Origin of the sequence: Arthrobacter jinronghuae, from assembly GCF_025244825.1 — a bacterium.
Classification (GTDB): domain Bacteria; phylum Actinomycetota; class Actinomycetes; order Actinomycetales; family Micrococcaceae; genus Arthrobacter_B; species Arthrobacter_B jinronghuae.
In genome coordinates this window covers 95,984-118,034 of the sequence record NZ_CP104263.1, presented here as the reverse complement: position 1 = coordinate 118,034, position 22,051 = coordinate 95,984, and the positions used below count along the sequence as shown (strand labels likewise).

The window sequence follows — 22,051 nt, the reverse complement described above, 5'->3', positions numbered from 1 at the left end:
TACAGGGCTAGCGGGAGGTCCGGGGGGCGAAGATCCGGGCGATCAGGCGGGCGCCCAGGTTCAGCAGCATCACCATGATGATCAGGATCAGTGCGGCCGCCCAGGCCCGCTGGGTACTCGGATCTGTATTGGTCGGGGAGGTGGGGCTCATCAACTGCCGGTAGATAAAGGTGGGCAGCGTGCTCATCCAGCCCGCAAACGCGTTGAAGTTGATGGTGTTGACGAAACCGGCGGTGACCAGCAGCGGTGCCGTTTCCCCGATCACGCGGGCAATCGCCAGGGTGACGCCCGAGGCAATGCCGGAAATCGCGGTGGGCACCACTACCTTCAGGATGGTCCGCCACTTACGCACGCCCAGGGCGTAGGAGGCCTCCCGGAGTTCGTTGGGCACGATCTTGAGCATTTCCTCGGTGGAGCGGACCACCACCGGGATCATCAGCACGGAGAGGGCGACGGCGGCAACGAAGCCGGTGCGGGTGCCCGGTCCGAAGACGAGCCCGAAGAACGCGGCGGCAAACAGGCCCGCCACAATCGAGGGGATACCGGTCATCACATCCACAAAGAACGTTATGGCCCGCGAAAGTGTTCCGCCACGGCTGTATTCCACCAGGTAGACAGCGGCCAGCAGCCCCACGGGCACCGAGATGACCGTGGCCCAGAAGGTGATCAGCAGGGTGCCCACAATGCCGTGGTAGGCGCCGCCCAGCACCGCGGTCCCGTTGTCCACCGTGGCGTTGTCCACGGCGCCGGTCATGCCGCCCATGGAGGTGAGCAGGAAGTCCGGGCTGAGGCCGGGCAGGCCGCGGACCAGGACGGTGAAGATCACCGATACCAGCGGCAGCAGCGCCAGCAGGAAGGCACCGCAGACCAGGTTCGTGGCGAGGCGGTCCACTGCGTGCCGCTTGCCCTCGACGACCCAGGTGACAACCGTGCCGCCGATGACGAAAAGCACGGCGGTGAAGATTGCGAAGGACGTGACGGAGAAACCGATGAGCGCGGACAGTGCCGCACCCAGGATCAAGGCAGCGGCGAGCACGATCCAGGGCGTATAGCGGGGCAGCCTGTTCTTGGTCAGCAGGGACCCCGGACGGCTGAGGGCGGAGGTTGTATCGAGCATCAGTTGGCTCCCGAGAATTCTTTGTGGCGGCTGATGATCCAACGGGCAACCACGTTGACCGCCAGCGTGATCAGGAACAGCACGAGCCCGGCAGCGATCAGTTCCGAGAGCCGGAGCCCGAACGCTTCAGGGAAGTTCAGGGCGATCTCGGCGGCGATGGTCTGGTTCCCCGGCCGGATCAGGCTGGCGATCAGCCCGCCGGAGGAGAGCACCAAAGCCACCGCCATGGTTTCGCCCAGCGCCCGGCCCAACCCCAGCATGACGGCACTGATGACGCCGGGACGGGCGAACGGGAAAACAGCCATCCGGATCATTTCCCAGCGGGTGGCGCCCATGGCCAGGGCCGCTTCCTCGTGCAGCTTTGGCGTCTGCAGGAAGATTTCCCGGGTAAGGGAGGTAATGATCGGCAGCACCATCACGGAAAGCACAATTCCGGCCGTGAGCATGGTTTTGCCGGTCTGGCTGGCCGGACCGGCGAAAATCGGAATCCACCCGACGTTTTCAGCCAGCCAGTTGTACGGACCCACCAGCGCCGGGGCCAGCACAGTCATGCCCCAGGCGCCGTAGACCACCGACGGGATGGCGGCGAGCAGGTCCACCAGGTAACCCAGTCCCTGCGCGAGCCGCCGCGGGGCATAGTGGGAGATAAACAGGGCGACGCCGATTCCCACCGGTGTGGCGATCAGCAGCGCGATAAGTGCCGCAATGACGGTTCCGATGACCAGCGGCAGGATGTACTGGCCGAACCCGCCGCCGCCGGAGATGTCCGCCGGATCGGCCATGAACGTGGGCAGCGCCTGCCACATCAGGAAAACCGCCACGCAGAACAGGACGAACAGGATCAGGCAGCCGGCTGTCACCGTAATGCCGGAGAAGATCTTGTCTCCGGCGCGGCCCGCGCCGCCTTCTCCCGTTATGGACTTGCTGGACACTGCTCAACCCTTCGAAATGCGTTGGTGCAGACTCTTTATCAGTGTAGGTACTCCGCCTTGGAGCGGACCCCTGTCCTCCCCTGCAGGGAGCCGGGGAGGACAGGATAGTGGCCGGGCTAGGAACGCACCTGGATGGTTTCCAGTGCCGCTTGGGCCCGGCTCCGGAGGCTCTCGGAGAGCGGCGCGCTGCCCGCGGCGTCGGACGCGGCAGCCTGGCCTTCGTCGCTGACTACGTAGTTGCCGAAGGCACGGACCAGGTCCACGGTCTGCTGGTCCTCGTAGCTGGTGCAGAACACGTGGTAACTCACCAGCACCACGGGATAGGCACCCGACTCCGCCGTGTCACGGTCCAGGTCCATGGCCATATCCGCTTCCGGACGACCCTCCCCTGTCACTGCTGTGGACGATTCGACGGCGAGTGCGGCGGCGTCGGCACTGAACGGTACGTAGGTATCGCCCACCAAGACGCTGACCTCGCCCAGGGACCCGGCCGCCGACGCGTCGGCATAGGTGATGCCGCCCTCGGTGGAGGCCACCGTGGAAATGACGCCGCCGGTGCCGGAGGCGCTTTCCCCGTTCGGCAGCCCGGCCGGCCATTCACCTGATGCCTTATCCGTCCACTTTTCGGGTGCTGCTTCGGCCAGGTACTCGGTGAAGTTCTTGGTGGTGCCGGATTCGTCACCGCGGTGCACCGCCGTGATGGCAGTGTCCGGCAGCTCCGCTGCTTCGTTCTGCGCGGTGATGGCCGGGTCATTCCAGGTGGTGACCTCGCCGCGGAAGATCGCTGCAATGGTGGCTGCGTCGAGGTTCAGGTCCGTTATGCCGGGAAGATTGAAGGCCACGGCGATCGGCGAGATGTAGACGGGAACGTGGATGGCGCCGTCGGGACCGCAGACCTCCGCGGCCGCAACGCTTTCTTCTTCATCAAGGTAGGCATCGGACCCGGCAAACTGGACACCCCCGGCCAGCAGCGCTTCCCTGCCGGCACCCGAGCCGTCCGGTGAATACTGCACGGATGCCTGCGGATTGGCGGCGCCAAAGCCCGCAATCCAAGCCTGCATGGCCGCGTCCTGGGAGGACGCACCGGCACCGGAAAGCGTGCCGGTGACGGAGCTTTCCGCACCGGTACCGGCCGGGGCCGGCGCCGCACTGTCGGTGCCGCAGGCCGCGAGGCCCAGGGCAACGGCAGCGGAAACGGTTAGAACGGATGCAGTGCGGCCGAAATTCGAAACCTTCACCATCGGATCCCTTTCAAGGGGTTTGTTCGGCACTGGTGCGCCGGGAAGCTGATTGCGGAAAGCAGTCGAGCACGTGGAACCTCCAACACGTTCCTGTCCTAGGGTGGCGAACCAAGGTGAACGGAAAGTTAACGCCGGCCGGGCGGCGGCGGAACATCCGCTTGCCGCCGAATGTAACGCCGGATACAGGTTGCCCTCAGCTCCCCCTAGACTGGTTCCATGCCCCAACGCAGCTCCTTCGCCAAAAGCCGGGGTTTCCTGCTAAACCGGGCCCGCGTAGGGCTGCAGCGCAGCCGCAATTCCGTGGTTCCGGCCCTGCAAATGACCATCTGCGCCGTCGGGGCGTATGCCTTCGCCGAGTACGTGCTCGGACACGAGGGCCCGCTGTTCGCCGCGACGGCCGCCCTGATATCGCTGGGGTTCTCCCGGGAACCGCGGACCCGCCGGGTGTTGGAGGTGGGAATCGGCTGCACACTGGGCATCACCATCGGTGAAATCCTGCTCACCCTGCTGGGCAACGGCCTGGCCCAGGCCGCCGTCGTCCTCTTTTTCTCCGTGATGCTGGCCCGCTTTTTGGACCGAGGCGTCATTTTCACCACTCAGCTGGGGCTGCAGTCCCTGCTGGTGGTACTCCTGCCAGCCCCGGACGGCGGTGTCTTTACCCGCAGCGTGGACGCCATAGTCGGCGGTGTTTTTGCCCTGGTGGTGACCATGCTGGCGCCGCGGGATCCGCGCCGGGAACCGAAGTCCAACATCCGCGAGCTCCTGCACGAACTGTCTGCCGTGCTGCGGCAGTGTTCCGAAGCCATCGCCAAGAGCGATTCCACCATTGCCTGGCATGCCCTGGTCCGGGCCCGCAACACACAGCCCCAGCTGGACACCCTGGCCCGCAGCGTCCGGGACGCACGGGAAGTCGCCCGGATTTCGCCCGCCTACCGGCGGTACCTGGCGGAACTGGGCGATCTGCGCGGCTCCATCGGCTATCTGGACCTGGCGGTCCGCAACAGCCGGGTTTTCGCCCGCCGCACGACGTCGGTCATTAACCATGCATCGCTGGATGACGAGGCCATCGAGAACGTGTCGGAAGTGCTGAACGAGACCGCCGATGCCGTGGACGTCCTGGCCCGCGCGCTGGGCGGCGGTGAGGGCCCGGACGCCCGGCTCCGACACCTTCGCCAGGCCCGCAACGAGCTGGCGGCGGTGGGGACCCGCCTGCACCCGAAATCACTGGGCATCACGGACCTGCAGGGCGACGCGCTCATCATGCTCTTCCGCCCCCTCGTGGTGGACCTGCTGGAATCCACCGGAGTCACCCACGAAGAGGCGGTTACCTACCTCTCAGAGGTCTGAGCCCCGCGGAAAAAAGTGTCAGTGCCGCGGGATAGCCTGATTCCATGGCAACAAAGACTGCACGGCCCAAGACCGCCAACTTCCGCTGCTCGGAATGCGGCTGGACCACGGCCAAATGGGTTGGACGCTGCGGCGAGTGCCAGGCCTGGGGAACGGTGGAGGAATCCGGCGAAGTCCTGGCCCGGACCACCGCCGCCGCCGTGGTTGCCCGTCCGGCCCTGCGGATCGGCGAGGTAGACGCGACCACCGCCGCGTACCAGGCCACCGGGGTAGGTGAACTGGACCGCGTCCTGGGTGGAGGACTGGTGCCCGGTGCGGTCATCCTGCTGGCCGGTGAGCCCGGAGTGGGTAAGTCCACCCTGCTCCTCGACGTCGCCGCCCGCGTCGCCGGCCTGGGCCGCGACGTCCTGTACGTCACCGGGGAGGAATCCACGGCGCAGGTGAAACTGCGCGCCGAGCGCATCGGCGCCGTATCGGAGAACCTCTATCTCAGTGCGGAAACGGACCTCAGCCAGGCCCTGGGCCAGGTGGAGCAGGTCTCCCCCGGGCTGCTCATTGTCGACTCCGTCCAGACCCTGAGCAGTACCGCCGTGGACGGCAGCGCCGGCGGCGTCAGCCAGGTCCGCGAGGTAGCCGCGTCTTTGATCAATGCCGCGAAGACCCGGAACATGACCACCCTGCTGGTCGGCCACGTCACCAAGGACGGTTCCATCGCCGGCCCCCGGCTGCTGGAGCACCTGGTGGACGTGGTGTGCCAGTTCGACGGCGACAGGCACTCGAGGCTGCGGCTGCTGCGTGCGGTCAAGAACCGCTACGGACCCACGGACGAGGTAGGCTGCTTCGACCTGACCGAAGACGGCATCGAAGGGCTCGCAGATCCCAGCGGACTGTTCGTTTCCCGCACCAAGGACCCGGTCTCGGGCACCTGCATCACCGTGACGCTGGAGGGCAAGCGGCCGTTGGTCGCCGAGGTCCAGTCCCTGGTCGCTGAAACCGGAAATGCCCAGGCCCGCCGTGCCACCAGCGGCGTTGACGCCTCCCGGGTAGCCATGCTGCTGGCGGTCCTGCAGCAGCGGGCCTCCATGAGCCTGGCCAAGGATGACAGTTACGTCTCCACCGTAGGCGGCGTAAAACTGGGCGAGCCGGCCACGGACCTGGCGGTGGCACTGGCTGTGGCGTCGGCGAAGATGAACAAACCGCTGCCGGCGCAGCTCATTGCTTTCGGTGAGGTTGGACTGGCCGGGGAAGTGCGTCCGGTACCCGGTATTGCGCGGCGGATCAACGAGGCCGAACGCCTCGGCTTCACCCACGCCGTCGTTCCGGCTTCCCCGAACGGACCGGGGAACGTCCCCTCCGGCTTCAAGGTCCGGGAAGTCTCCACGTTGGCCGAGGCACTGGAACTGCTCTTCTAGCACTGCCGTTTCCGAAGCCCCGGGCAGCCGGCGGTGAGCGGCATCACCGAAGCTGTTCGAAGCGGGTTACATGCCGGGCTCGGGCGGGGACGTGCCGTGGTTCACGAGTTGGATGGTCTGCCGCGATCTCCCACTAGTATAGGGACGGGCAAGCCTCAGCCCAGATCGCCCAGGCCCCCGGGCCGGAAGGAAGTGACCATGGCCCGCAGTCCCGAAGACGCGCTTAAAGCAACCCTGGCGCGGGTCGCACCCGGGACCGAGCTCCGCGACGGACTCGAGCGCATTCTACGGGGCCGCACCGGCGCCCTGATCGTCCTCGGCTTTGACCGTGCGGTGGACAGCATCTGCTCCGGCGGGTTCGATATCGGCATCGACTTCTCCCCCACCAGACTCCGGGAGCTGGCCAAAATGGACGGCGCGATCGTCTGCGACCGCGACGCCAGGAACATCCTGCGCGCGGCGGTGCAGCTGGTCCCCGACCACACCATCGAAACGCATGAATCCGGCACCCGGCACAGGACCGCCGAACGCGTGGCCATCCAGACCGGCTTCCCCGTGATTTCGGTCAGCCAGTCCATGCGGATCATCCAGCTCTACGTAGGCGGACTCCGCCACGTGCTGGAAGGATCCGAGCCGGTGCTGGCACGTGCCAACCAGGCACTGGCAACCCTGGAGCGTTACCGCGCCCGGCTGGACCAGGTCACCAACTCCCTCTCCGCATTGGAAATCGAGGCGATGGTGACGGTCCGCGACGTAGCGGTCACGCTGCAGCGCCAGGAAATGGTCCGCCGCATTTCCGAGGAAATCTCGCAGTACGTCCTCGAACTCGGGGTCGACGGCCGCCTGCTGTCCCTCCAGCTGGAGGAACTGACCACCGGCCTCGGCCCGGGCAGCGAAATGATCCTGCGCGACTATGCGGATCTGAATGACGGAAAGCGCAACATCGAGGAACAGATCTCCACGCTGCAGAACATGAGCTCGTCCGAAATGGTGGACCTGGGCAAGATTGCCTCGGTGGTCGGCTTCCAACCGGGCCAGGATTCACTCGAAGCCGTGGTGCAGCCGCGCGGCTACCGGCTCCTGAGCAATATCAAGTCGGTTCCGCCAGCGGTATCCAACCGGTTGGTGGACCACTTCGGCGGCCTGCAGAACCTGATGGCTGCGAACATCGATGACCTGATGACCGTCGACGGCATCGGCGAGCAGCGCGCCCGGACCGTCCGTGAAGGTCTCTCCCGGATCGCGGAGACCAGCCTCCTCGACCGGTTTATGTAGGCCTATTCCAGTTCGAAAACAGCCGTTTCGCTGGTGACTTCGCCGAGCCTGGCGGTGAACACGTAGTAGCCGGGGTTCGGGTTGGAAGCCACGGCGGCGCAGCCCGGGGCCGACCGGTTCCGGTCCCAGGTGAAGTTGGCCGTCTCCGACGCGCCCGGCTCCACCGTCTTGAGGTAGTCCTCGCCGCCGTCCTGGCAGTCGGTGGAGGAGAAGATCCGGTCGGAGCCGCTGGCTACCGAAAACTCCATCTGCGAAGTTCCCACGTTGATCTCACAGGCGGATTCCCCGGTGTTTGTGACCGTCAGCGCCAGGACCGGCGCCGCACCGGCCGGGTAGACCTGGGCATCGGTGGCGGCAGTAACCAACACGGACTCTGCGGGGCAGGCGGATTCCGACGGGGTCGCCGCGGGTTTCGGAGCCTTCGGCGTTTTCGTCTCGGCCGCAGGCGTGGCAGCCGGGGCAGTAAGTACGGGAGACGGGACGGTGGCGTCGGCTACGGTCTGTTTCTCCGGTGTCAAAGCACCAATCACGGCGGCGACCCCGAACCCGAGCCCCACCAGGAGCAGCACCGCGAGGACGCCTGCAACCAGCCGCCGCCGGCGGTAGACGGCGGGGCTCGGACGGCGCGGGCCGGGGCGTGGTCCGGCCGGCTGCTGTCTTCCCATCCCATCCATGGTTCAAGGCTAGAGATGAGGACCGCGATTACGGGCCGCACCACGCCGGTTAGTAGAGTATTGCTGGTCATATGCAAGGGAGTGCAGCATGGATTCACAGGTGGAAGACCTGCACCGCCGGATTACCCGGTGGTTCGCCGGCAATGCCCGCGAGCTGCCCTGGCGGGACGCCGAGCGCACACCCTGGGGTGTCCTGGTCAGCGAAATCATGCTCCAGCAGACGCCGGTGGCACGGGTGCTCCCCGTCTGGACTGAATGGCTGCAGCGCTGGCCGACGCCGGCCGGATTGGCGTCGGAGCCCAGCGGGGAAGCCGTCCGGGCCTGGGGCAGGCTGGGCTATCCCCGGCGGGCCCTGCGGCTGCATGCGGCAGCGAAGGCCATTGTCGAGGAGTTCGCCGGCAAGGTGCCGTCCACCTATCCGGAGCTGCTGCAGTTGCCGGGAGTGGGCGACTACACCGCCGCCGCAGTCGCTGCGTTTGCGTTCGGACGGCGGGAAACAGTGGTGGACACCAATATCCGCCGGGTGCATGCCCGGGCAGTAACCGGGAACGCCTTGCCCTCACCGTCCCTTACCGCTGCCGAGATGCGGCTGGCCGCTTCCCTGCTGCCCCTCGACACCAGTGACTCCGTGGCCTGGAATGCCTCTGTCATGGAACTCGGCGCACTGGTCTGCACCGCCCGCAGCCCTCGATGCCAGGAGTGTCCGATATTGGACCGCTGCGCCTGGGTGGCAGCGGGCAGGCCGGAAGCCCATTACACAGCGAAGGGCCAGGCCTGGGCCGGAACGGACCGCCAGGTCCGCGGGGCCATGATGGCGGTGCTGCGCTCCGCGGAAGGTCCGGTCCGCCGGGAACTGCTGCTCCATGCGCCGGTGGATCTGGCCGGCCCGGAGCTGGCCGCCGAACTGGATCCGCTGGGCACCCTGCACCGGCTTCAGGCACCGCAGGAACAAATGGAGCGCGCTTTGGCCGGCCTGATCGCGGACAGGCTGGCGGCAGAAGACGCCAACGGAGTGTCGCTGCCGCTTTGACCGGCGCAGGCTCAGATTTCTCCGAACCCGTTCCGCACCTGCTCGGCCACGAGTTCCACCGCCCTGGCCGCGTCTGGTCCGGTGGCGGTGACACTGAGCGTTTCGCCGGGCCGCAGGCCCAGCGTCATAAGCATCATGACCGATTTGCCGTCCACGCCGTTGATGGTGATCTCTGCGTCCAGGTCCGCCAGTGCCTGCGCCACGGCTGAGGCCGGACGGGCGTGCAGGCCCATCGGGTTTATCAGGGTCCACGCGCCGCTGGCGGAGTCCGCAGCATCGGGCGCCGGCTCCCCGGAGGCAGGCGGGCCTCCGGCGGCTTCGCCGGGTGCTGCACTATCCGGAGTGTAGGACGCCCCCGCCGACTCCGCGGCGGCCGAAACCTCGGCAACGTTCCTTCCGGTCTGTGCCGCTACGGCTGCGGCCACCGTACCCTCGACCAACGGCGCATCGGCCATCAGCACCCGCTGCTGCTGCTCCGGTTCGAGGAATTCCAGCGCCGATTCCGCCGTCATCACTGCGGAGCCAAGGTCCGTCAGCAGGACCGTGCCCTCGCCGGAGTCCGTGGCGGCAATACCGGCCATGATTTTTTCCAGGCTGGTGCCGATGCCGTCGTCGTCAGTTCCCCCTGCCGGAACTATCCGAACGTCTGCGGCCATCTGAGCCGCCAGCTCGCAGACGCCCTCGGCCAGCTTCCGGCTGTGCGAAACCACCACCAGGCCGACGCTCACGCTGCCGTCTCCGCCGCCGAAACCGCCGCCTGCAGGATCAGCGCCGTGGATGCGGCCCCGGGATCGAGGTGCCCCGCGCTGCGCTCCCCCAGGTAGCTGGCGCGGCCCTTGCGGGCGACAAGCGGCTCAGTGCCGGCCAGCCCGGCGTCGGCTGCGTTCGCGGCCGCCGTCAGGATCTCCACCGGACCTGAACCCGCCGCCTCCGCCGTGACAGCGGCATCCACTGCGGGGGTCCAGGCATCGATCATGGTTTTGTCTCCGGGTTCGGCCTTGCCGCGGGCAACTATTCCGTCCCGGGCGGCCGTCAGCACGGCCACCAGCTCGGCCGGTCCAAGGGCGGACGCGCTGCCCGCCGCGGTGGAGGCACGCAGGAATGCCGTTCCGTACAGCGGCCCGGCGGCGCCGCCCACCTTCGACATGAGGGTCATGGCGACCGTTTTGAATACCGCTCCGGGTGTCTCCGGCACGCCGTCGGCGTCCAGTTTCTCCACCACCGCGCTGAATCCGCGTTCCATGTTCTCCCCGTGGTCGGCGTCGCCGATCTCCCGGTCCAGGGTGGTCAACCGCTGGCGGTTCCCGCTCAGGGCAGCGGCGCTGAGGCGCATCCACCGATCTGCCCAGGCTGCGTCCAGTTCCATGCCTATACTCCCCACCGCAGGGCCGGTGTGTTCACCGGCGAGTCCCAGAGGTCCGTAAGTTCATCATCCAGCCGCAGGACGGTCACTGATGCCCCTTCCATTTCCAGGGCGGTGATGTAATTGCCCACCAGGGAACGCTCCACCCGGGCACCTCGGTCTGCCAGGATTTGGGCCGCCCGGCGGTACACAATGTACAACTCGCTCAGCGGAGTGCCGCCCATGCCGTTCACGAAGAGCAGCACCCGGTCTCCGGAGGCGACCCCGAGATCGCTGAGCACCGGTTCCATCAACTGGTCCGTAATGGAATCCGCCGTCGTCATTGGCACCCGGTGCCGGCCGGGCTCGCCGTGGATCCCCACACCCATTTCAATCTCGTCTTCTGCCAGGGTGAAGCTGGGCTCACCGGCATGCGGCACCGTACAGGGTGCCAGCGCAACGCCCATGGACCGGACGTTCGCATTGACGCGCTCGGCGATCTCCGCCACCTTGGCAAGGACATCCCCGCGGTCCGCGGCGCCGCCGGCAATCCGCTCCAGCAGCACGGTCCCGGCCACGCCGCGCCTTCCTGCTGTGTAGGTCGAGTCTTCCACCGCGACGTCGTCGTTCACCACGACTGTGCGGATGTCGATGCCTTCGACGCCGGCAAGTTCGGCGGCCGTCTCGAAGTTCAGGATGTCGCCGGTGTAGTTCTTCACCACGAGCAGGACGCCGGAGCCCGAGTCGCTCTTCACGATGGCCGGCAATATCTGGTCCGGGGTAGGCGACGTGAACACGGCCCCCGGAACGGCGGCCGTGAGCATGCCCTGCCCCACATAGCCGCTGTGCAGGGGCTCGTGGCCGCTGCCGCCGCCGGAGACCAGGCCTACCTTTCCCTGTACCGGAACGTCGCGCCGGAGGACGTAGTCCGGGTCCAAATGGATCTGGACCAGGTCATGGTGGGCCAACCCGAATCCTTCGAGTGATTCGGCCACCACCGAGCGGGGATTGTTGATGAGTTTCTTCATGACGCCGGGCTCCTTAGCGGTCGGACTGCCGAGCCCCGCGAGCACGCCAAGGCTCCCTCTCCCCAAACGACCCTACCCGCGCAGCAGGCAGTGCAACAGAGTGCCGGCGTGCCAGCTGCACCGACAGCGCCTTAGATCGAAAAGCCGCCCGGGCATGAAAAAGCGGGAGGGGCGAACCCCTCCCGCTTCTTTAATAAAGCCTTACTTGCCCTTGAAAGCGTCCTTGACGTTCTCTCCGGCGTCCTTCAGGCTCGACTTGGCCTGGTCGCCGTGGCCTTCGGCCTCCATGCGCTCATTGCCGGTGGCCTTGCCTACGCCTTCCTTAACCTTGCCGCCAAGATTTTCGGCCTTGTTCTGCATCTTGTCATCTGCGCCCATTGCTGAACCCGCTTTCTGATCGTGGCCCGTGCAAACGCGAAACTGCTGCTGCTTAGGCAACTGTTTACTGATGCGTTCCGTCGGGACCCTTGATGATGCTAAGTATCCTGAGCTTATCCAGCTTTGAAGACAAAAGGCCAGCACGGCCCTCCCGGTTACTCTCTCTGCGAACGCGCCCCGGGACGGCCGCCGGATTAGAACGAGCGGATCATCCGGGTGTTTCCCAGGGTGTTCGGCTTTACCCGGGCGAGGTCCAGGAACTCGGCAACGCCCTCATCGGAGGAACGCAGCAGTTCGGAATAAACCTCCGGATCCACGGCTGATTGATTGGCCATGACGGCGAATCCATGCCGGCGGAAAAACTCCACTTCAAAGGTCAGGCAGAAAACCCGCCGCACACCTATTTCCACCGCATCAGCGAGAAGCTGTTCCAGCAGGAGATGGCCGATTCCACTGCCCCGCAGTGCAGGATCAGCGGCCAGGGTGCGTACTTCCGCAAGGTCTTCCCACATCACGTGCAGTGCACCGCAGCCCACAATCCGCCCGTCGGCGTCCTCCGCAACCCGGAATTCCTGCAGCGCCTCGTAGTAGGCCACCGCCTCCTTGGCCACCAGGATCCGCTCCTCGGCCAGCGGCGCAACGAGGGCGCGGATGCGGGGAACATCGGAAGTGCGTGCGCGGCGGATGGTGATGGCGGGTATGGAAGTCACCGGCCCAGTCTAGGACCGTCGGGGCGGCCGCACCCAAACTTCGTTTCTCCGTTCGACGCCGGACGGCCGCCGTTTAACGCGAAAGGACCCGGCGGGCTGTCTGCCCGCCGGGTCCTTTACCCGTGCATTGGTTGTACTGAGCGGCTGTTAGTCGCTGACGCCGGCTTCGATTGCCGAGGTAGCTTCCTCAATCGCCTTCGGAACACCGCTGCCGACGAATGTGAACTTCGCTTCGTCGCCTTCGCCCTCGACGTCCACCGAGATGGCCTCGCCGGGCTTGAGTTCCCCGAAGAGGATCTTCTCGGAGAGCTGGTCCTCGATTTCGCGCTGGATGGTCCGGCGCAGCGGCCGGGCACCCATTGCGGGATCGTAGCCGCGCGTTGCCAGCAGCACCTTGGCGGCCGGGGTGAGCTCGATGGTCATGCCCTTCTCGGCCAGGCGCTGGCTCAGACGGTTCAGGAACAGGTCCACAATCTGGACAATCTCTTCCTGGGTCAGCTGCGGGAAGACCACCGTGTCATCAACACGGTTGAGGAACTCGGGGCGGAAGTGCTGGCGCAGCTCTTCCGTAACCCGTGCCCGCATCCGGTCGTAACCGGTCTTGGTGTCCGTGCCGGACTGGAAGCCGGTCATGACGCCCTTGGAGATGTCCTTGGTACCAAGGTTGGTCGTCATGATGATGATGGTGTTCTTGAAGTCCACCATGCGGCCCTGGGCGTCGGTCAGGCGACCGTCTTCCAGGATCTGCAGCAGCGAGTTGAAGAGGTCCGAGTGGGCCTTCTCCACTTCGTCGAACAGCACCACGGAGAACGGACGGCGACGGACCTTTTCGGTCAGCTGCCCGCCTTCTTCGTAGCCCACGTATCCGGGAGGAGCACCAAACAGGCGCGAGACCGTGTGCTTCTCGGCGTACTCGGACATGTCCAGGGTGATGAGGGCGTCCTCGTCACCGAACAGGAACTCCGCAAGGGCCTTGGCGAGCTCGGTCTTGCCGACGCCGGTGGGGCCGGCGAAGATGAACGAACCGCCCGGACGCTTCGGGTCTTTCAGTCCGGCCCGCGTACGGCGCATGGCCTGCGAGATGGACTTGATGGCCTGGTCCTGGCCGATGACGCGCTTGTGCAGTTCGTCTTCCATCCGCAGCAGGCGGGTGGATTCTTCCTCGTTCAGCTTGACCACGGGGATGCCGGTGGAGTTGGCCAGCACCTCGGCGATGAGTTCCTCATCCACCTCGGCAATGTCATCCAGGCCGCCGGACTTCCACTGGCGTTCCTTCTCCGCGCGCTGATCCTGGAGCTTCTGCTCCTTGTCACGCAGGGAGGCGGCACCTTCGAAGTCCTGGGAGTCGATTGCCGACTCCTTCTCCATCTTCAGCGCCGAAATCCGCTCGTCGATTTCCTTCAGCTCCGGCGGGGCCGTCATCCGGCGGATCCGCAGGCGGGCGCCGGCCTCGTCAATCAGGTCGATTGCCTTGTCCGGCAGGAACCGGTCGCTGATGTACCGCTCGGCCAGCGTCGCTGCGGAGGCCAGTGCGGCATCGGTGATGGAAACGCGGTGGTGCGCTTCGTAGCGGTCACGCAGGCCCTTGAGGATCTCGATGGCATGTGCCACCGAAGGCTCGGCAACCTGGATCGGCTGGAAGCGGCGCTCCAGCGCGGCATCCTTCTCGATGTGCTTGCGGTACTCGTCCAGAGTGGTGGCACCAATGGTCTGCAGCTCGCCCCGGGCCAGCATCGGCTTCAGGATCGATGCCGCATCAATGGCACCTTCGGCGGCACCCGCACCCACGAGGGTGTGGATCTCGTCGATGAACAGGATGATGTCGCCGCGGGTGCGGATTTCCTTGAGGACCTTCTTCAGGCGTTCCTCAAAGTCACCGCGGTAGCGCGAACCGGCAACCAACGAACCGAGGTCCAAGGTGTAAAGCTGCTTGTCCTTCAGGGTCTCGGGCACGTCGCCGCGCACGATCGCCTGGGCCAGCCCCTCTACGACGGCGGTCTTGCCGACGCCGGGCTCGCCGATCAGGACAGGGTTGTTCTTGGTCCTGCGTGAAAGCACCTGCATCACGCGTTCCATTTCATGCTCGCGCCCGATTACCGGGTCAAGCTTGGATTCACGCGCGGCCTGTGTGAGGTTGCGGCCGAACTGGTCCAGCACCACCGATCCGGCGGGCTGGCCTTCCTGCTGCTGGCCACCGGTGGAGACGGGCTCTTTGCCCTGGTAGCCGGAAAGCAACTGGATGACCTGCTGGCGGACGCGGTTCAGGTCAGCACCAAGCTTGACCAGCACCTGCGCGGCTACGCCTTCACCTTCACGGATCAGGCCGAGCAGGATGTGTTCGGTGCCGATGTAGTTATGGCCGAGCTGCAGGGCTTCACGAAGCGAAAGCTCCAGCACCTTCTTGGCGCGGGGGGTGAAGGGGATGTGGCCGGTCGGGGCCTGCTGGCCCTGACCGATGATCTCCTGCACCTGCTCGCGGACAGCACCAAGCGAGATGCCCAGGGATTCAAGGGCCTTAGCAGCGACACCTTCACCCTCATGAATGAGCCCAAGCAAAATATGCTCGGTGCCGATGTAGTTGTGGTTGAGCATGCGGGCCTCTTCTTGGGCAAGCACGACAACGCGACGGGCACGGTCGGTAAATCTTTCAAACATGAGGCACACTCCTAGCTAACGCGTAATTCGATGCTACGTGCCCCGGGGGTGCTTAAGGAGCTTGTTCGCCGTCGGCGTGAGAGGCGGGCGGTATGCCTAGCTCTGCGCGGCCCGGTAGGCGTCGATGATCTCGCTGTTTACGCGGCCGCGCTCGGAAACGGTGTAGCCGTTCTTGCGGGCCCATTCGCGGATCTGTGCAGCCTCGTTGCTGCGGGCTGCGCCGGTGCCGCGCGGACGCCCGGTGCGGCCTCCGACCTTGCGGCCGGCATCCACGTACGGCTTCAATGCATCGCGGAGAGTTTTCGCATTGTCTTTCGACAGATCAATCTCGTACTGTGACCCGTCCAAGGCAAACCGTACGGTCTCATCCGCACTTCCACCGTCGACGTCATCCACGAGAATGATTTTTACCTTTTGCGCCATGACAGGCTCCTAAGCAGCTAAAAATGGGAAGACTAATTATGAGACCACTTAGAGTATGACGCAATTGGTAAAGCCCCGTCAAAGTACTTGGCTATTTATTCTCTTCTTCACTCGGTTTTTCCAAAGCTTCATGGTCTACACTCTGGTCAGCTTCCCGTTCTGCCTCGGCAAGGGCCTGCCGCTCCGACCGGTCCGAGTTAAGCAGGGCCCGCATCACGAAATAAAAGAGAGCTGCAACACAAATTGACGGCAGGAGGACTTCTACATATTCCATGGCTAACCCATTTCCGGCTTAAGGAGGGGGAACAGAATTGTTTCCCTGATTCCGGTATTCGTGAAAAGCATCACAAGGCGGTCAATTCCAAGGCCGATCCCGCCCATCGGAGGGGCACCATATTCCAGTGCCCGCAGGAAGTCTTCGTCCAGGGCCATGGCCTCGTCATCGCCGCCGGCCGCCAGCAGGGACTGCTCGGTGAGGCGTTCACGCTGGATAACCGGGTCAATCAGTTCCGAGAATGCCGTACCGCGTTCCATGCCGCCGATAATGAGGTCCCAGGCCTCGATCAGGCGGGGATCCTCGCGGTTCGGACGGGCGAGCGGCTGCGCCGAGGGCGGGTAGTCGTACACGAAGGTCGGCTGCAGCAGCGTCGGCTCAACAATTTCGCCGAATAGTTCAATAACCAGCTTTTCCGCGTCCCACTTCGGATCCACCTTCACGCCGTGCTTTTCCGCAACATCGCGGAGCACGGCGGCGTCGGTATCCGGGGTGATCTGCATGCCCACTGCTTCGGACAGGCCAGGGTAGACGCTCAGCCAGCGCCACTCGCCGTCCAGGTCAATGGTGCCGGCAGCGGTTTCGATCTTCCGGCTGCCCATGAGGTCCGCGCAGTGCAGGATGATTTCCTTCATCCGCTCGGCCATCACAAACTGGTCCGCGTAGGCCTCGTAGCATTCCAGCGTGGTGAATTCGGGGGAATGCGTGGAGTCCACGCCCTCGTTGCGGAAAATGCGCCCGATTTCGAACACCCGCTCAATCCCGCCCACCACTGCACGCTTGAGGTACAGCTCCGTGGCGATGCGCAGGGTCATCTTCTGGTCGAAGGCGTTCAGGTGAGTTTCGAACGGCCGGGCAGCGGCACCGCCGTGCACCAGCTGCAGCATGGGGGTTTCCACCTCCACATAGCCGTGTCCGTGCAGGGTGTCGCGGACTCCGCGGATGACTGCCGCGCGCTTGTAGACCATGTCCCGCGCTTCGTCGCGCACCATCAGGTCCACGTAGCGCTGGCGGACGCGGGTTTCCTCGCTCAGTCCGGCGTGCAGCACCGGCAGCGGGCGCAGGGCCTTGGAGGCCATCGACCAGGACTGGGCCATCACCGAGAGTTCACCGCGTCGGGAAGAGATAACCTCTCCGCGGATAAAGACGATGTCGCCCAGGTCCACCAGCGACTTCCAGTCCGCCAGGGATTCCTCGCCGACAACGGCGAGGCTCAGCATGGCCTGCAGCCGGGTTCCGTCGCCTTCCTGCAGGGTGGCGAAGCAGAGCTTTCCGGTGTTGCGGATGAACACCACACGGCCGGTAACGCCCACGGTCTCGCCGCTGGCTTCGTCGGCCTCGAGGTGGCCGAACTTTTCGCGTACTTCCTTGAGGGAGGCGGTGCGTTCCACCCCTACCGGGTAGGCCTCATCCCCCCGGTCGATGAGCCGCGCACGCTTCTCGGCACGGATGCGCATCTGTTCGGAGGTGTCTGCGGCTTCGGGAACGGGGTTAGATGTGGTCACGGTTATTAAGTTTACAGAGCAAAGCGCCGCTCCCGGTTCCTGCGCTCCATGCACCCGCCCCCCGGGCATGCACGGAGCACAGGTACTTTGGCTACGGCAGCAGGGTGTTGTCGATCAGGCGGACCGGGCCTACCCGTGCAGCCAGCAGCGCCAGCGCGGTTCCGGCCAGTGGTTCGCCGGCAGTTCCAGCGAGCGGTTCAAGGGTCTGCGGGTCCACCACCTCGAAGTAGTCCAGTTCCACTCCGGGCTGCGACGAGACGAGCTCGACGGCGTCGGGCAGGTCCAGGGGCCGGCCCGCCGCAGCGCGTTCCTTCAGCAGGTTCAGCGCCCGGGACAGCACCAGTGCCGCCTGCCGCTGGCCGGCGTCGAGGAAGCGGTTACGGCTGGATTCGGCGAGCCCGTCCGCCGCCCGGACAATCGGCACGCCGGTGACCTCCACGTCGAAGTTGAGGTCCGAGACCATCCGCCGGATCAGGGCCACCTGCTGGGCGTCCTTCTGCCCGAAGTACGCCCGGAAGCGCGCCGGTACCCGCGGAGCTGCCAGGTGGAAGAGCTTGGCAACCACGGTCAGCACGCCGTCGAAGTGTCCCGGGCGGACGGCACCCTCCCAGCGGGTACCCATGGTGCCGGCGCTCACGCGGACCCGCGGCGCTCCACCGGGGTACATTTCGGCCTCGGACGGGGCGAAGACGAGGTCCACCCCGGCGCGGCCCAGAAGCTCCAGGTCCGCATCGAGGGTGCGGGGGTACCGCTGGAGGTCCGCCGGGTCGTCGAACTGGAGGGGATTGACGAACACCGAGGCGGTGACGACGTCGTTGTCCGCCCGGGCGGCGCCCATCAGGGAGGCGTGCCCTTCGTGCAGGGCGCCCATGGTGGGAACCAGTGCGAGGGAGGGAATGCGGGAGGAGTTGGCTGCGGCCGCTTTTTCGAGCAGCTCCTCGGTGGCGGAGCGCAGTTCGGCAGCGGTGGTGACGAGGCGGGGGGTGTTCAAAACTGTCCTTCTATGGGGTTCGTGCGATGGGGGGGTCGTTCGGATGTTCAGGGTTCCTGCGGGTCCCGAAGGGCGGCCAGGATGGCTTCGCCCTGCTGGGGAGTGAGTAGTCCGCGGTCCACGGCCCGGGAGGCGGTTGCGGCGGACAGCGCGGCGTAGGCGGCGCGGAGGTCCTCCGTGCCTGCCTCGGCAAGGGCGCGGGTATGTGCGGACACGGTGCCGACGTCGCCCCGGGCAACCGGGCCGGTGAGGGCCCCCTCGCCGGAGGCCAGCGCGTTTTCCAGCGACGCGCGCATGAGCGGGCCCAGGAGCCGGTCCGGATGTTCGACGCCGAGGCCGGCCAGCAGCTGCGTGGACTGGGAGGCGAGGGTGACCAGGTGGTTGGAGGCGTGGGCGAGGGCCGCGTGGTAGAGCACCCGGTCCGCTTCGTCGATGACGACCGGTTCGGCGCCCATCTCCACCACGAGTGCCTGGGCGATCGGCAGGACGGCGGCGGGGGCGCTGATGCCGAAGGAGCAGTCCGCCAGCCGGGTCAGGTCCAGGCTCATCCCGGTGAAGGTCATGGCCGGGTGCAGTGCAAGGGGAATGGCGCCCGCTGCCCGGGCCGGGGCAAGGATTTCCGTGCCGAACCGCCCCGAGGTGTGGGCTACCAACTGCCCTGCCTGCCAGGCGCCGGTTTTCGCCAGCCCGGAGACCAGCGGACCCAGGGCGTCGTCCGGAACGGCGAGCAGGACCAGTTCCGAGCGTTCCACGATGTCCGGAATCTCAAGGATCGGCACTCCGGGAAGCAGGTTTTCCGCCCGTTCGCGGCTGGCGTCGGACACCGCGGAAACCCCGACGACGGCGTGCTCGGCTGCGCGCAGGGCAGCACCGAGGACGGCGCCGACACGGCCTGCACCGATGACGCCGACCCCCAGCCGGCCGCGGCGCCGGCGTTCTTCGACGCTGGCTGAATCAGCGGTGTTCATGGGGAGGCTCCTCCTTGGAGACGGGTGGTGGCTTAACCGGGGTGGGCGGCGGGTTGGCAGAGCCGGGCGGCGGGTTGGCAGAGCCGGGCGGCGGGTTGGCAGAGCCGGGCGGCGGGTTGGCAGAGCCGGGCGGCGGGTTGGCAGAGCCGGGCGGCGGGTTGGCAGAGCCGGGCGGCGGGGCGGCTGGGGCCGGGTTCGTGGCGGCGGGTGCGGACTTTGCCAGGGAAGGGCCGGTGCCGCGCAGCCACTGCTCCGGGAGGTCCCGGCGGCGCGCGGTCCGGGCACGCTGCGCCTGTTCATGGAGCAGTTGCCGGGCGGTGTCCGCATCGATTTCCACCACTCGAGGAGAAACCGGTCCGGGCGTGGAGTGCAGGACCAGGTCCGCCAGGCGCAGGCGGCGGGCCACCGGGCCCTGTTCCAGGGCGAGTGACTGGGTCCTGCTGTGCGGAACCACCTGAAGTGACCGCCACAGGAATCCATGCCGGGACAGGAGGGCGGTCTCCGTGACCAGGTAGCCGTTCCGCCGCCGGGAAAGCGGGGACAGCCAGCGGGCACGCCGCGGCGAGACGGTGAAGCCCGCTGCCGGGCCGGTCCCGTTCATGCCTGCGGTGAACACCCCCACCGGATCCTCGGTTCCGGGATCGGGCACAACCAGGGCCAGCATCCGCAGGACCTCCTCCGAGGTACCCGCGGGCAGCAGCCGGGTACGCGCCGATGATTCGCCGTCGGAACCCGCTCCGTACCCGGCGACATTCACTGAAATCGAATACCACCCAGTGATCCGCCAAAGCGGCGGCTGCCGAACGGCCAGGGCCTGGATCCGGCCGGGCGGTACGGTCTGCGCGCGGGTGTCCAGCAGTCCGGAGCGAATCCTGATGCCCTCCCGTGACACGGAGGCGCGGAAGTTGAACCCCGAACTGAACAGGCCCCAGTACGCGCTGCCGAAACCGAAAATGATGGGCACCATGGCGGCGATGGACGCGGCCTCGCCCGTGAGGGCGGTCAGGACAATTACTGCCGCGACGGCCAGCATCAAAAAGACGGTGGTCCCGGACAGCAATACGGAGGCAATCACGCGGCTGGCCGACAGAGCCAGCACCTGCTGTTCGCCAGGCACCGTTGCGTCGTCACCGGCGCCGCTGCCGCCGTCGGACTGTTTTTCGTCGGCACCGGAGGCGTCGTTCAGGATCCGTGCCCGAAGCTGTTGTGCGTCCGGCAGGCGGAGGAACGCCAGGCGCACTGCGGACTCACCGGCGTCGGCTACCTCAAAACGCAGTTCGGCCAGCCCGAAAATCCGTGCGAGCAAGGGCTGGACAATGTCGATGGCCTGCACCCGGTCCAGCCGGGCCTGGCGTTGGCGGCGCACCACCACGCCCGAACGTACCCGGATGTGATCATGGGTGAGCTGGTAGCGCGTAAACCACCAGGACAGGAAGAAGGCGCCGGCAATAACCACCAGGGCGATCCCCAGCGCCAGGACTGTCCAGAACAGCGCCCTGCCTGCGGGCAGGTCCATGCCGCCGCCGGAGAACCACGACTCCACCTGGTCCCTGCCCACGAAATAGGCGAGGGCGGCCAATGCTATCCAACCGCGGACCAGCGGGGAGACCGGGTGCACCCTTTTCCACTCGGGTTCGGTCCCGGTTGCCGGATCGGTGCCGGCGGTTCCGGGATCCTCGCCCGGAACGCGGGCGGCGCCGGCGGTCACAGCCCGGCCAGCTGCGCTTCGCCGCGGGCGGACAAGTGCTCCCGCAGGCGGGCACCCTCGTCGGTCGGCAGCCCGGCAATGCCGGCGTTGGTGCCCGGGGCGGCGGTATGGAGTTTCAGCGTGCACAGCCCGAAGGCCCGTTCCAGGGGTCCCACTGCGACGTCCACGTACTGCATCCGGCCGTAGGGAACCACCAGGGTGCGCTGGAAGAAGATGCCCCGGCGAAGCAGCAGGTCCTCGTTGCGCTCGGCGTAACCGATCGCACGGACCTGGCGGGGAAGCAGGAGTCCGCGCCACAGCAGGGTTACGGCAAAGAAGATGGGCAGCCCCCACGCCAGCCACGCCGGATACCCGGGCCAGATCCCGGTGAGGCGCAGCACCAGCGGAAGGCCGGTCACCACCAGCGTGATCACGGTTTCAATGCCCCAGCTCAGCAGCCTCAGCCGCAGGTACTTCGGCGAGACGCGCTGCCACTGCACCGCTGAGGGGTCAATAGCCTCGCTAGGCATATTCTCCACCATCCCCCGAACCATCCCCCGTGCCATTCACCGTGCCGTTCCCCGCTCCGCCTCCGGAGCCGGGCCCGGTGCCGTCCTTGTCGACAGGAGGCAGCTTACAGAACCGCTCTACGATAAGCCCCGTGGCAATCATCAGGATCCCGCCTACGCTGACCGCGAGGGCGGACCAGGTACCCGCGTGGCCCGGCCGCAGCGACCACAGGGGCAGCTGGGTGAGGAAGATTGCGGCATGCCAGCCAAGCAGCAGGGCGCCGGCGTAGGCGAGTGCCTGCGCCAGGACAACCGTACGGGCGGCCGCAAGGGGATCCAGATTCCGGTCCCGCCGGCCGTTACGCCAACTGCGCACCCGCAGTCCGAGGAAGAGGGTGGCACCGGCCACCAGGATGATGGCCACCAGCGCCACCGAGCTCAACACGGGTGCTGGATAGCCGTTTTCCGACAGGAAGAAGTTCGCGGCCCAGCCCACAACGCCGGCAACGAGGCCGATGACGGCCAGCCACCGGTATTGGATGCTGCTCACGAG

At 66.4% G+C, this 22,051-nt stretch carries 22 protein-coding genes; 4 read left to right on the top strand and 18 right to left on the bottom strand.

The features are described from left to right. Window positions 1-7 precede the first annotated feature (7 nt). The 3 genes from pstA to pstS all read right to left on the bottom strand — a co-directional run bounded on the left by pstA (window position 8) and on the right by pstS (window position 3,287). Window positions 8-1,117, bottom strand: coding sequence for a phosphate ABC transporter permease PstA (gene pstA / locus N2K98_RS00575; RefSeq protein ID WP_255796228.1), 1,110 nt, complete (start codon window positions 1,115-1,117; stop codon window positions 8-10). Then, complete coding sequence (gene pstC, locus N2K98_RS00570) at window positions 1,117-2,049, bottom strand: phosphate ABC transporter permease subunit PstC (RefSeq protein WP_255864423.1); 933 nt, start codon at window positions 2,047-2,049, stop codon at window positions 1,117-1,119. Before pstC ends, pstA begins: the two co-directional genes overlap by 1 nt. A 116-nt stretch (window positions 2,050-2,165) precedes the next feature. Next, window positions 2,166-3,287, bottom strand: a complete 1,122-nt coding sequence (gene pstS, locus N2K98_RS00565; RefSeq protein WP_255796230.1) for a phosphate ABC transporter substrate-binding protein PstS — start codon at window positions 3,285-3,287, stop codon at window positions 2,166-2,168. Window positions 3,288-3,506: 219 nt separating this feature from the next. Between pstS and N2K98_RS00560 the strand changes: the two genes are divergently transcribed. The 3 genes from N2K98_RS00560 (at window position 3,507) to disA (ending at window position 7,324) form a co-directional block, all read left to right on the top strand. Beyond that, a complete protein-coding gene (locus tag N2K98_RS00560; protein WP_255796231.1) occupies window positions 3,507-4,637 on the top strand; it encodes an FUSC family protein in 1,131 nt (376 codons plus the stop codon). A 44-nt stretch (window positions 4,638-4,681) separates the two neighbouring features. Further along, on the top strand, window positions 4,682-6,049 hold the full coding sequence (radA, locus tag N2K98_RS00555) for a DNA repair protein RadA (RefSeq protein WP_227920644.1): 1,368 nt from the start codon (window positions 4,682-4,684) through the stop codon (window positions 6,047-6,049). A 198-nt stretch (window positions 6,050-6,247) separates the two neighbouring features. Then, window positions 6,248-7,324 (top strand): DNA integrity scanning diadenylate cyclase DisA, encoded by a 1,077-nt coding sequence (gene disA / locus N2K98_RS00550; RefSeq protein ID WP_255796232.1) that lies wholly within the window; start codon window positions 6,248-6,250, stop codon window positions 7,322-7,324. A 2-nt stretch (window positions 7,325-7,326) separates the two neighbouring features. Here the strand turns inward: disA and N2K98_RS00545 are convergent, their stop codons facing one another. Further along, on the bottom strand, window positions 7,327-7,989 hold the full coding sequence (locus N2K98_RS00545) for a hypothetical protein (RefSeq protein ID WP_255864424.1): 663 nt from the start codon (window positions 7,987-7,989) through the stop codon (window positions 7,327-7,329). Window positions 7,990-8,086: 97 nt separating this feature from the next. On the opposite strand from N2K98_RS00545, the gene N2K98_RS00540 reads away from it, so the two are divergent. After that, complete coding sequence (locus N2K98_RS00540; protein ID WP_255864425.1) at window positions 8,087-9,028, top strand: HhH-GPD family protein; 942 nt, start codon at window positions 8,087-8,089, stop codon at window positions 9,026-9,028. An 11-nt stretch (window positions 9,029-9,039) separates the two neighbouring features. On the opposite strand, the gene dhaM is transcribed toward N2K98_RS00540, so the two are convergent. From dhaM to N2K98_RS00470, 14 genes are all read right to left on the bottom strand, one after another. Continuing rightward, window positions 9,040-9,756 (bottom strand): dihydroxyacetone kinase phosphoryl donor subunit DhaM, encoded by a 717-nt coding sequence (dhaM, locus tag N2K98_RS00535; RefSeq protein ID WP_255864426.1) that lies wholly within the window; start codon window positions 9,754-9,756, stop codon window positions 9,040-9,042. Further along, entirely contained in the window at window positions 9,753-10,394 is a 642-nt protein-coding gene (dhaL, locus tag N2K98_RS00530; RefSeq protein ID WP_255796236.1) for a dihydroxyacetone kinase subunit DhaL, read from the bottom strand. The genes dhaM and dhaL overlap by 4 nt, the downstream gene beginning before the upstream one ends. Before the next feature lie 2 nt (window positions 10,395-10,396). After that, on the bottom strand, window positions 10,397-11,398 hold the full coding sequence (dhaK, locus tag N2K98_RS00525; RefSeq protein ID WP_255864427.1) for a dihydroxyacetone kinase subunit DhaK: 1,002 nt from the start codon (window positions 11,396-11,398) through the stop codon (window positions 10,397-10,399). Between the two features lie 201 nt (window positions 11,399-11,599). Next, entirely contained in the window at window positions 11,600-11,776 is a 177-nt protein-coding gene (locus N2K98_RS00520) for a CsbD family protein (protein WP_227920630.1), read from the bottom strand. Window positions 11,777-11,970: 194 nt separating this feature from the next. Further along, the gene (locus N2K98_RS00515) at window positions 11,971-12,486 is read right to left on the bottom strand and encodes an amino-acid N-acetyltransferase (RefSeq protein ID WP_407080001.1); all 516 of its coding nucleotides are present in this window, start codon (window positions 12,484-12,486) and stop codon (window positions 11,971-11,973) included. A gap of 147 nt (window positions 12,487-12,633) precedes the next feature. Continuing rightward, the gene (locus N2K98_RS00510) at window positions 12,634-15,141 is read right to left on the bottom strand and encodes an ATP-dependent Clp protease ATP-binding subunit (RefSeq protein ID WP_255796239.1); all 2,508 of its coding nucleotides are present in this window, start codon (window positions 15,139-15,141) and stop codon (window positions 12,634-12,636) included. A gap of 96 nt (window positions 15,142-15,237) precedes the next feature. Then, entirely contained in the window at window positions 15,238-15,564 is a 327-nt protein-coding gene (locus N2K98_RS00505) for a histone-like nucleoid-structuring protein Lsr2 (protein WP_255796240.1), read from the bottom strand. Window positions 15,565-15,655: 91 nt separating this feature from the next. Further along, on the bottom strand, window positions 15,656-15,838 hold the full coding sequence (locus tag N2K98_RS00500; RefSeq protein WP_255796241.1) for a hypothetical protein: 183 nt from the start codon (window positions 15,836-15,838) through the stop codon (window positions 15,656-15,658). Between the two features lie 2 nt (window positions 15,839-15,840). Further along, window positions 15,841-17,295 carry a lysine--tRNA ligase gene (gene lysS, locus N2K98_RS00495; RefSeq protein WP_255864835.1) on the bottom strand — a complete coding sequence of 485 codons (1,455 nt, stop codon included), beginning with the start codon at window positions 17,293-17,295 and terminating at the stop codon, window positions 15,841-15,843. A 139-nt stretch (window positions 17,296-17,434) separates the two neighbouring features. Then, on the bottom strand, window positions 17,435-18,334 hold the full coding sequence (gene panC / locus N2K98_RS00490) for a pantoate--beta-alanine ligase (protein WP_255864428.1): 900 nt from the start codon (window positions 18,332-18,334) through the stop codon (window positions 17,435-17,437). A gap of 47 nt (window positions 18,335-18,381) precedes the next feature. Further along, window positions 18,382-19,302: a Rossmann-like and DUF2520 domain-containing protein gene (locus tag N2K98_RS00485; protein ID WP_255796243.1), complete on the bottom strand. Its 921-nt coding sequence runs from the start codon at window positions 19,300-19,302 to the stop codon at window positions 18,382-18,384. Then, entirely contained in the window at window positions 19,289-21,010 is a 1,722-nt protein-coding gene (locus N2K98_RS00480; RefSeq protein WP_255864429.1) for a PH domain-containing protein, read from the bottom strand. The genes N2K98_RS00485 and N2K98_RS00480 overlap by 14 nt, the downstream gene beginning before the upstream one ends. Further along, window positions 21,007-21,519, bottom strand: a complete 513-nt coding sequence (locus N2K98_RS00475) for a PH domain-containing protein (RefSeq protein ID WP_229951393.1) — start codon at window positions 21,517-21,519, stop codon at window positions 21,007-21,009. Before N2K98_RS00475 ends, N2K98_RS00480 begins: the two co-directional genes overlap by 4 nt. Beyond that, the gene (locus tag N2K98_RS00470; RefSeq protein WP_255864430.1) at window positions 21,512-22,048 is read right to left on the bottom strand and encodes a DUF3180 domain-containing protein; all 537 of its coding nucleotides are present in this window, start codon (window positions 22,046-22,048) and stop codon (window positions 21,512-21,514) included. The genes N2K98_RS00475 and N2K98_RS00470 overlap by 8 nt, the downstream gene beginning before the upstream one ends. Window positions 22,049-22,051: the final 3 nt, after the last annotated feature.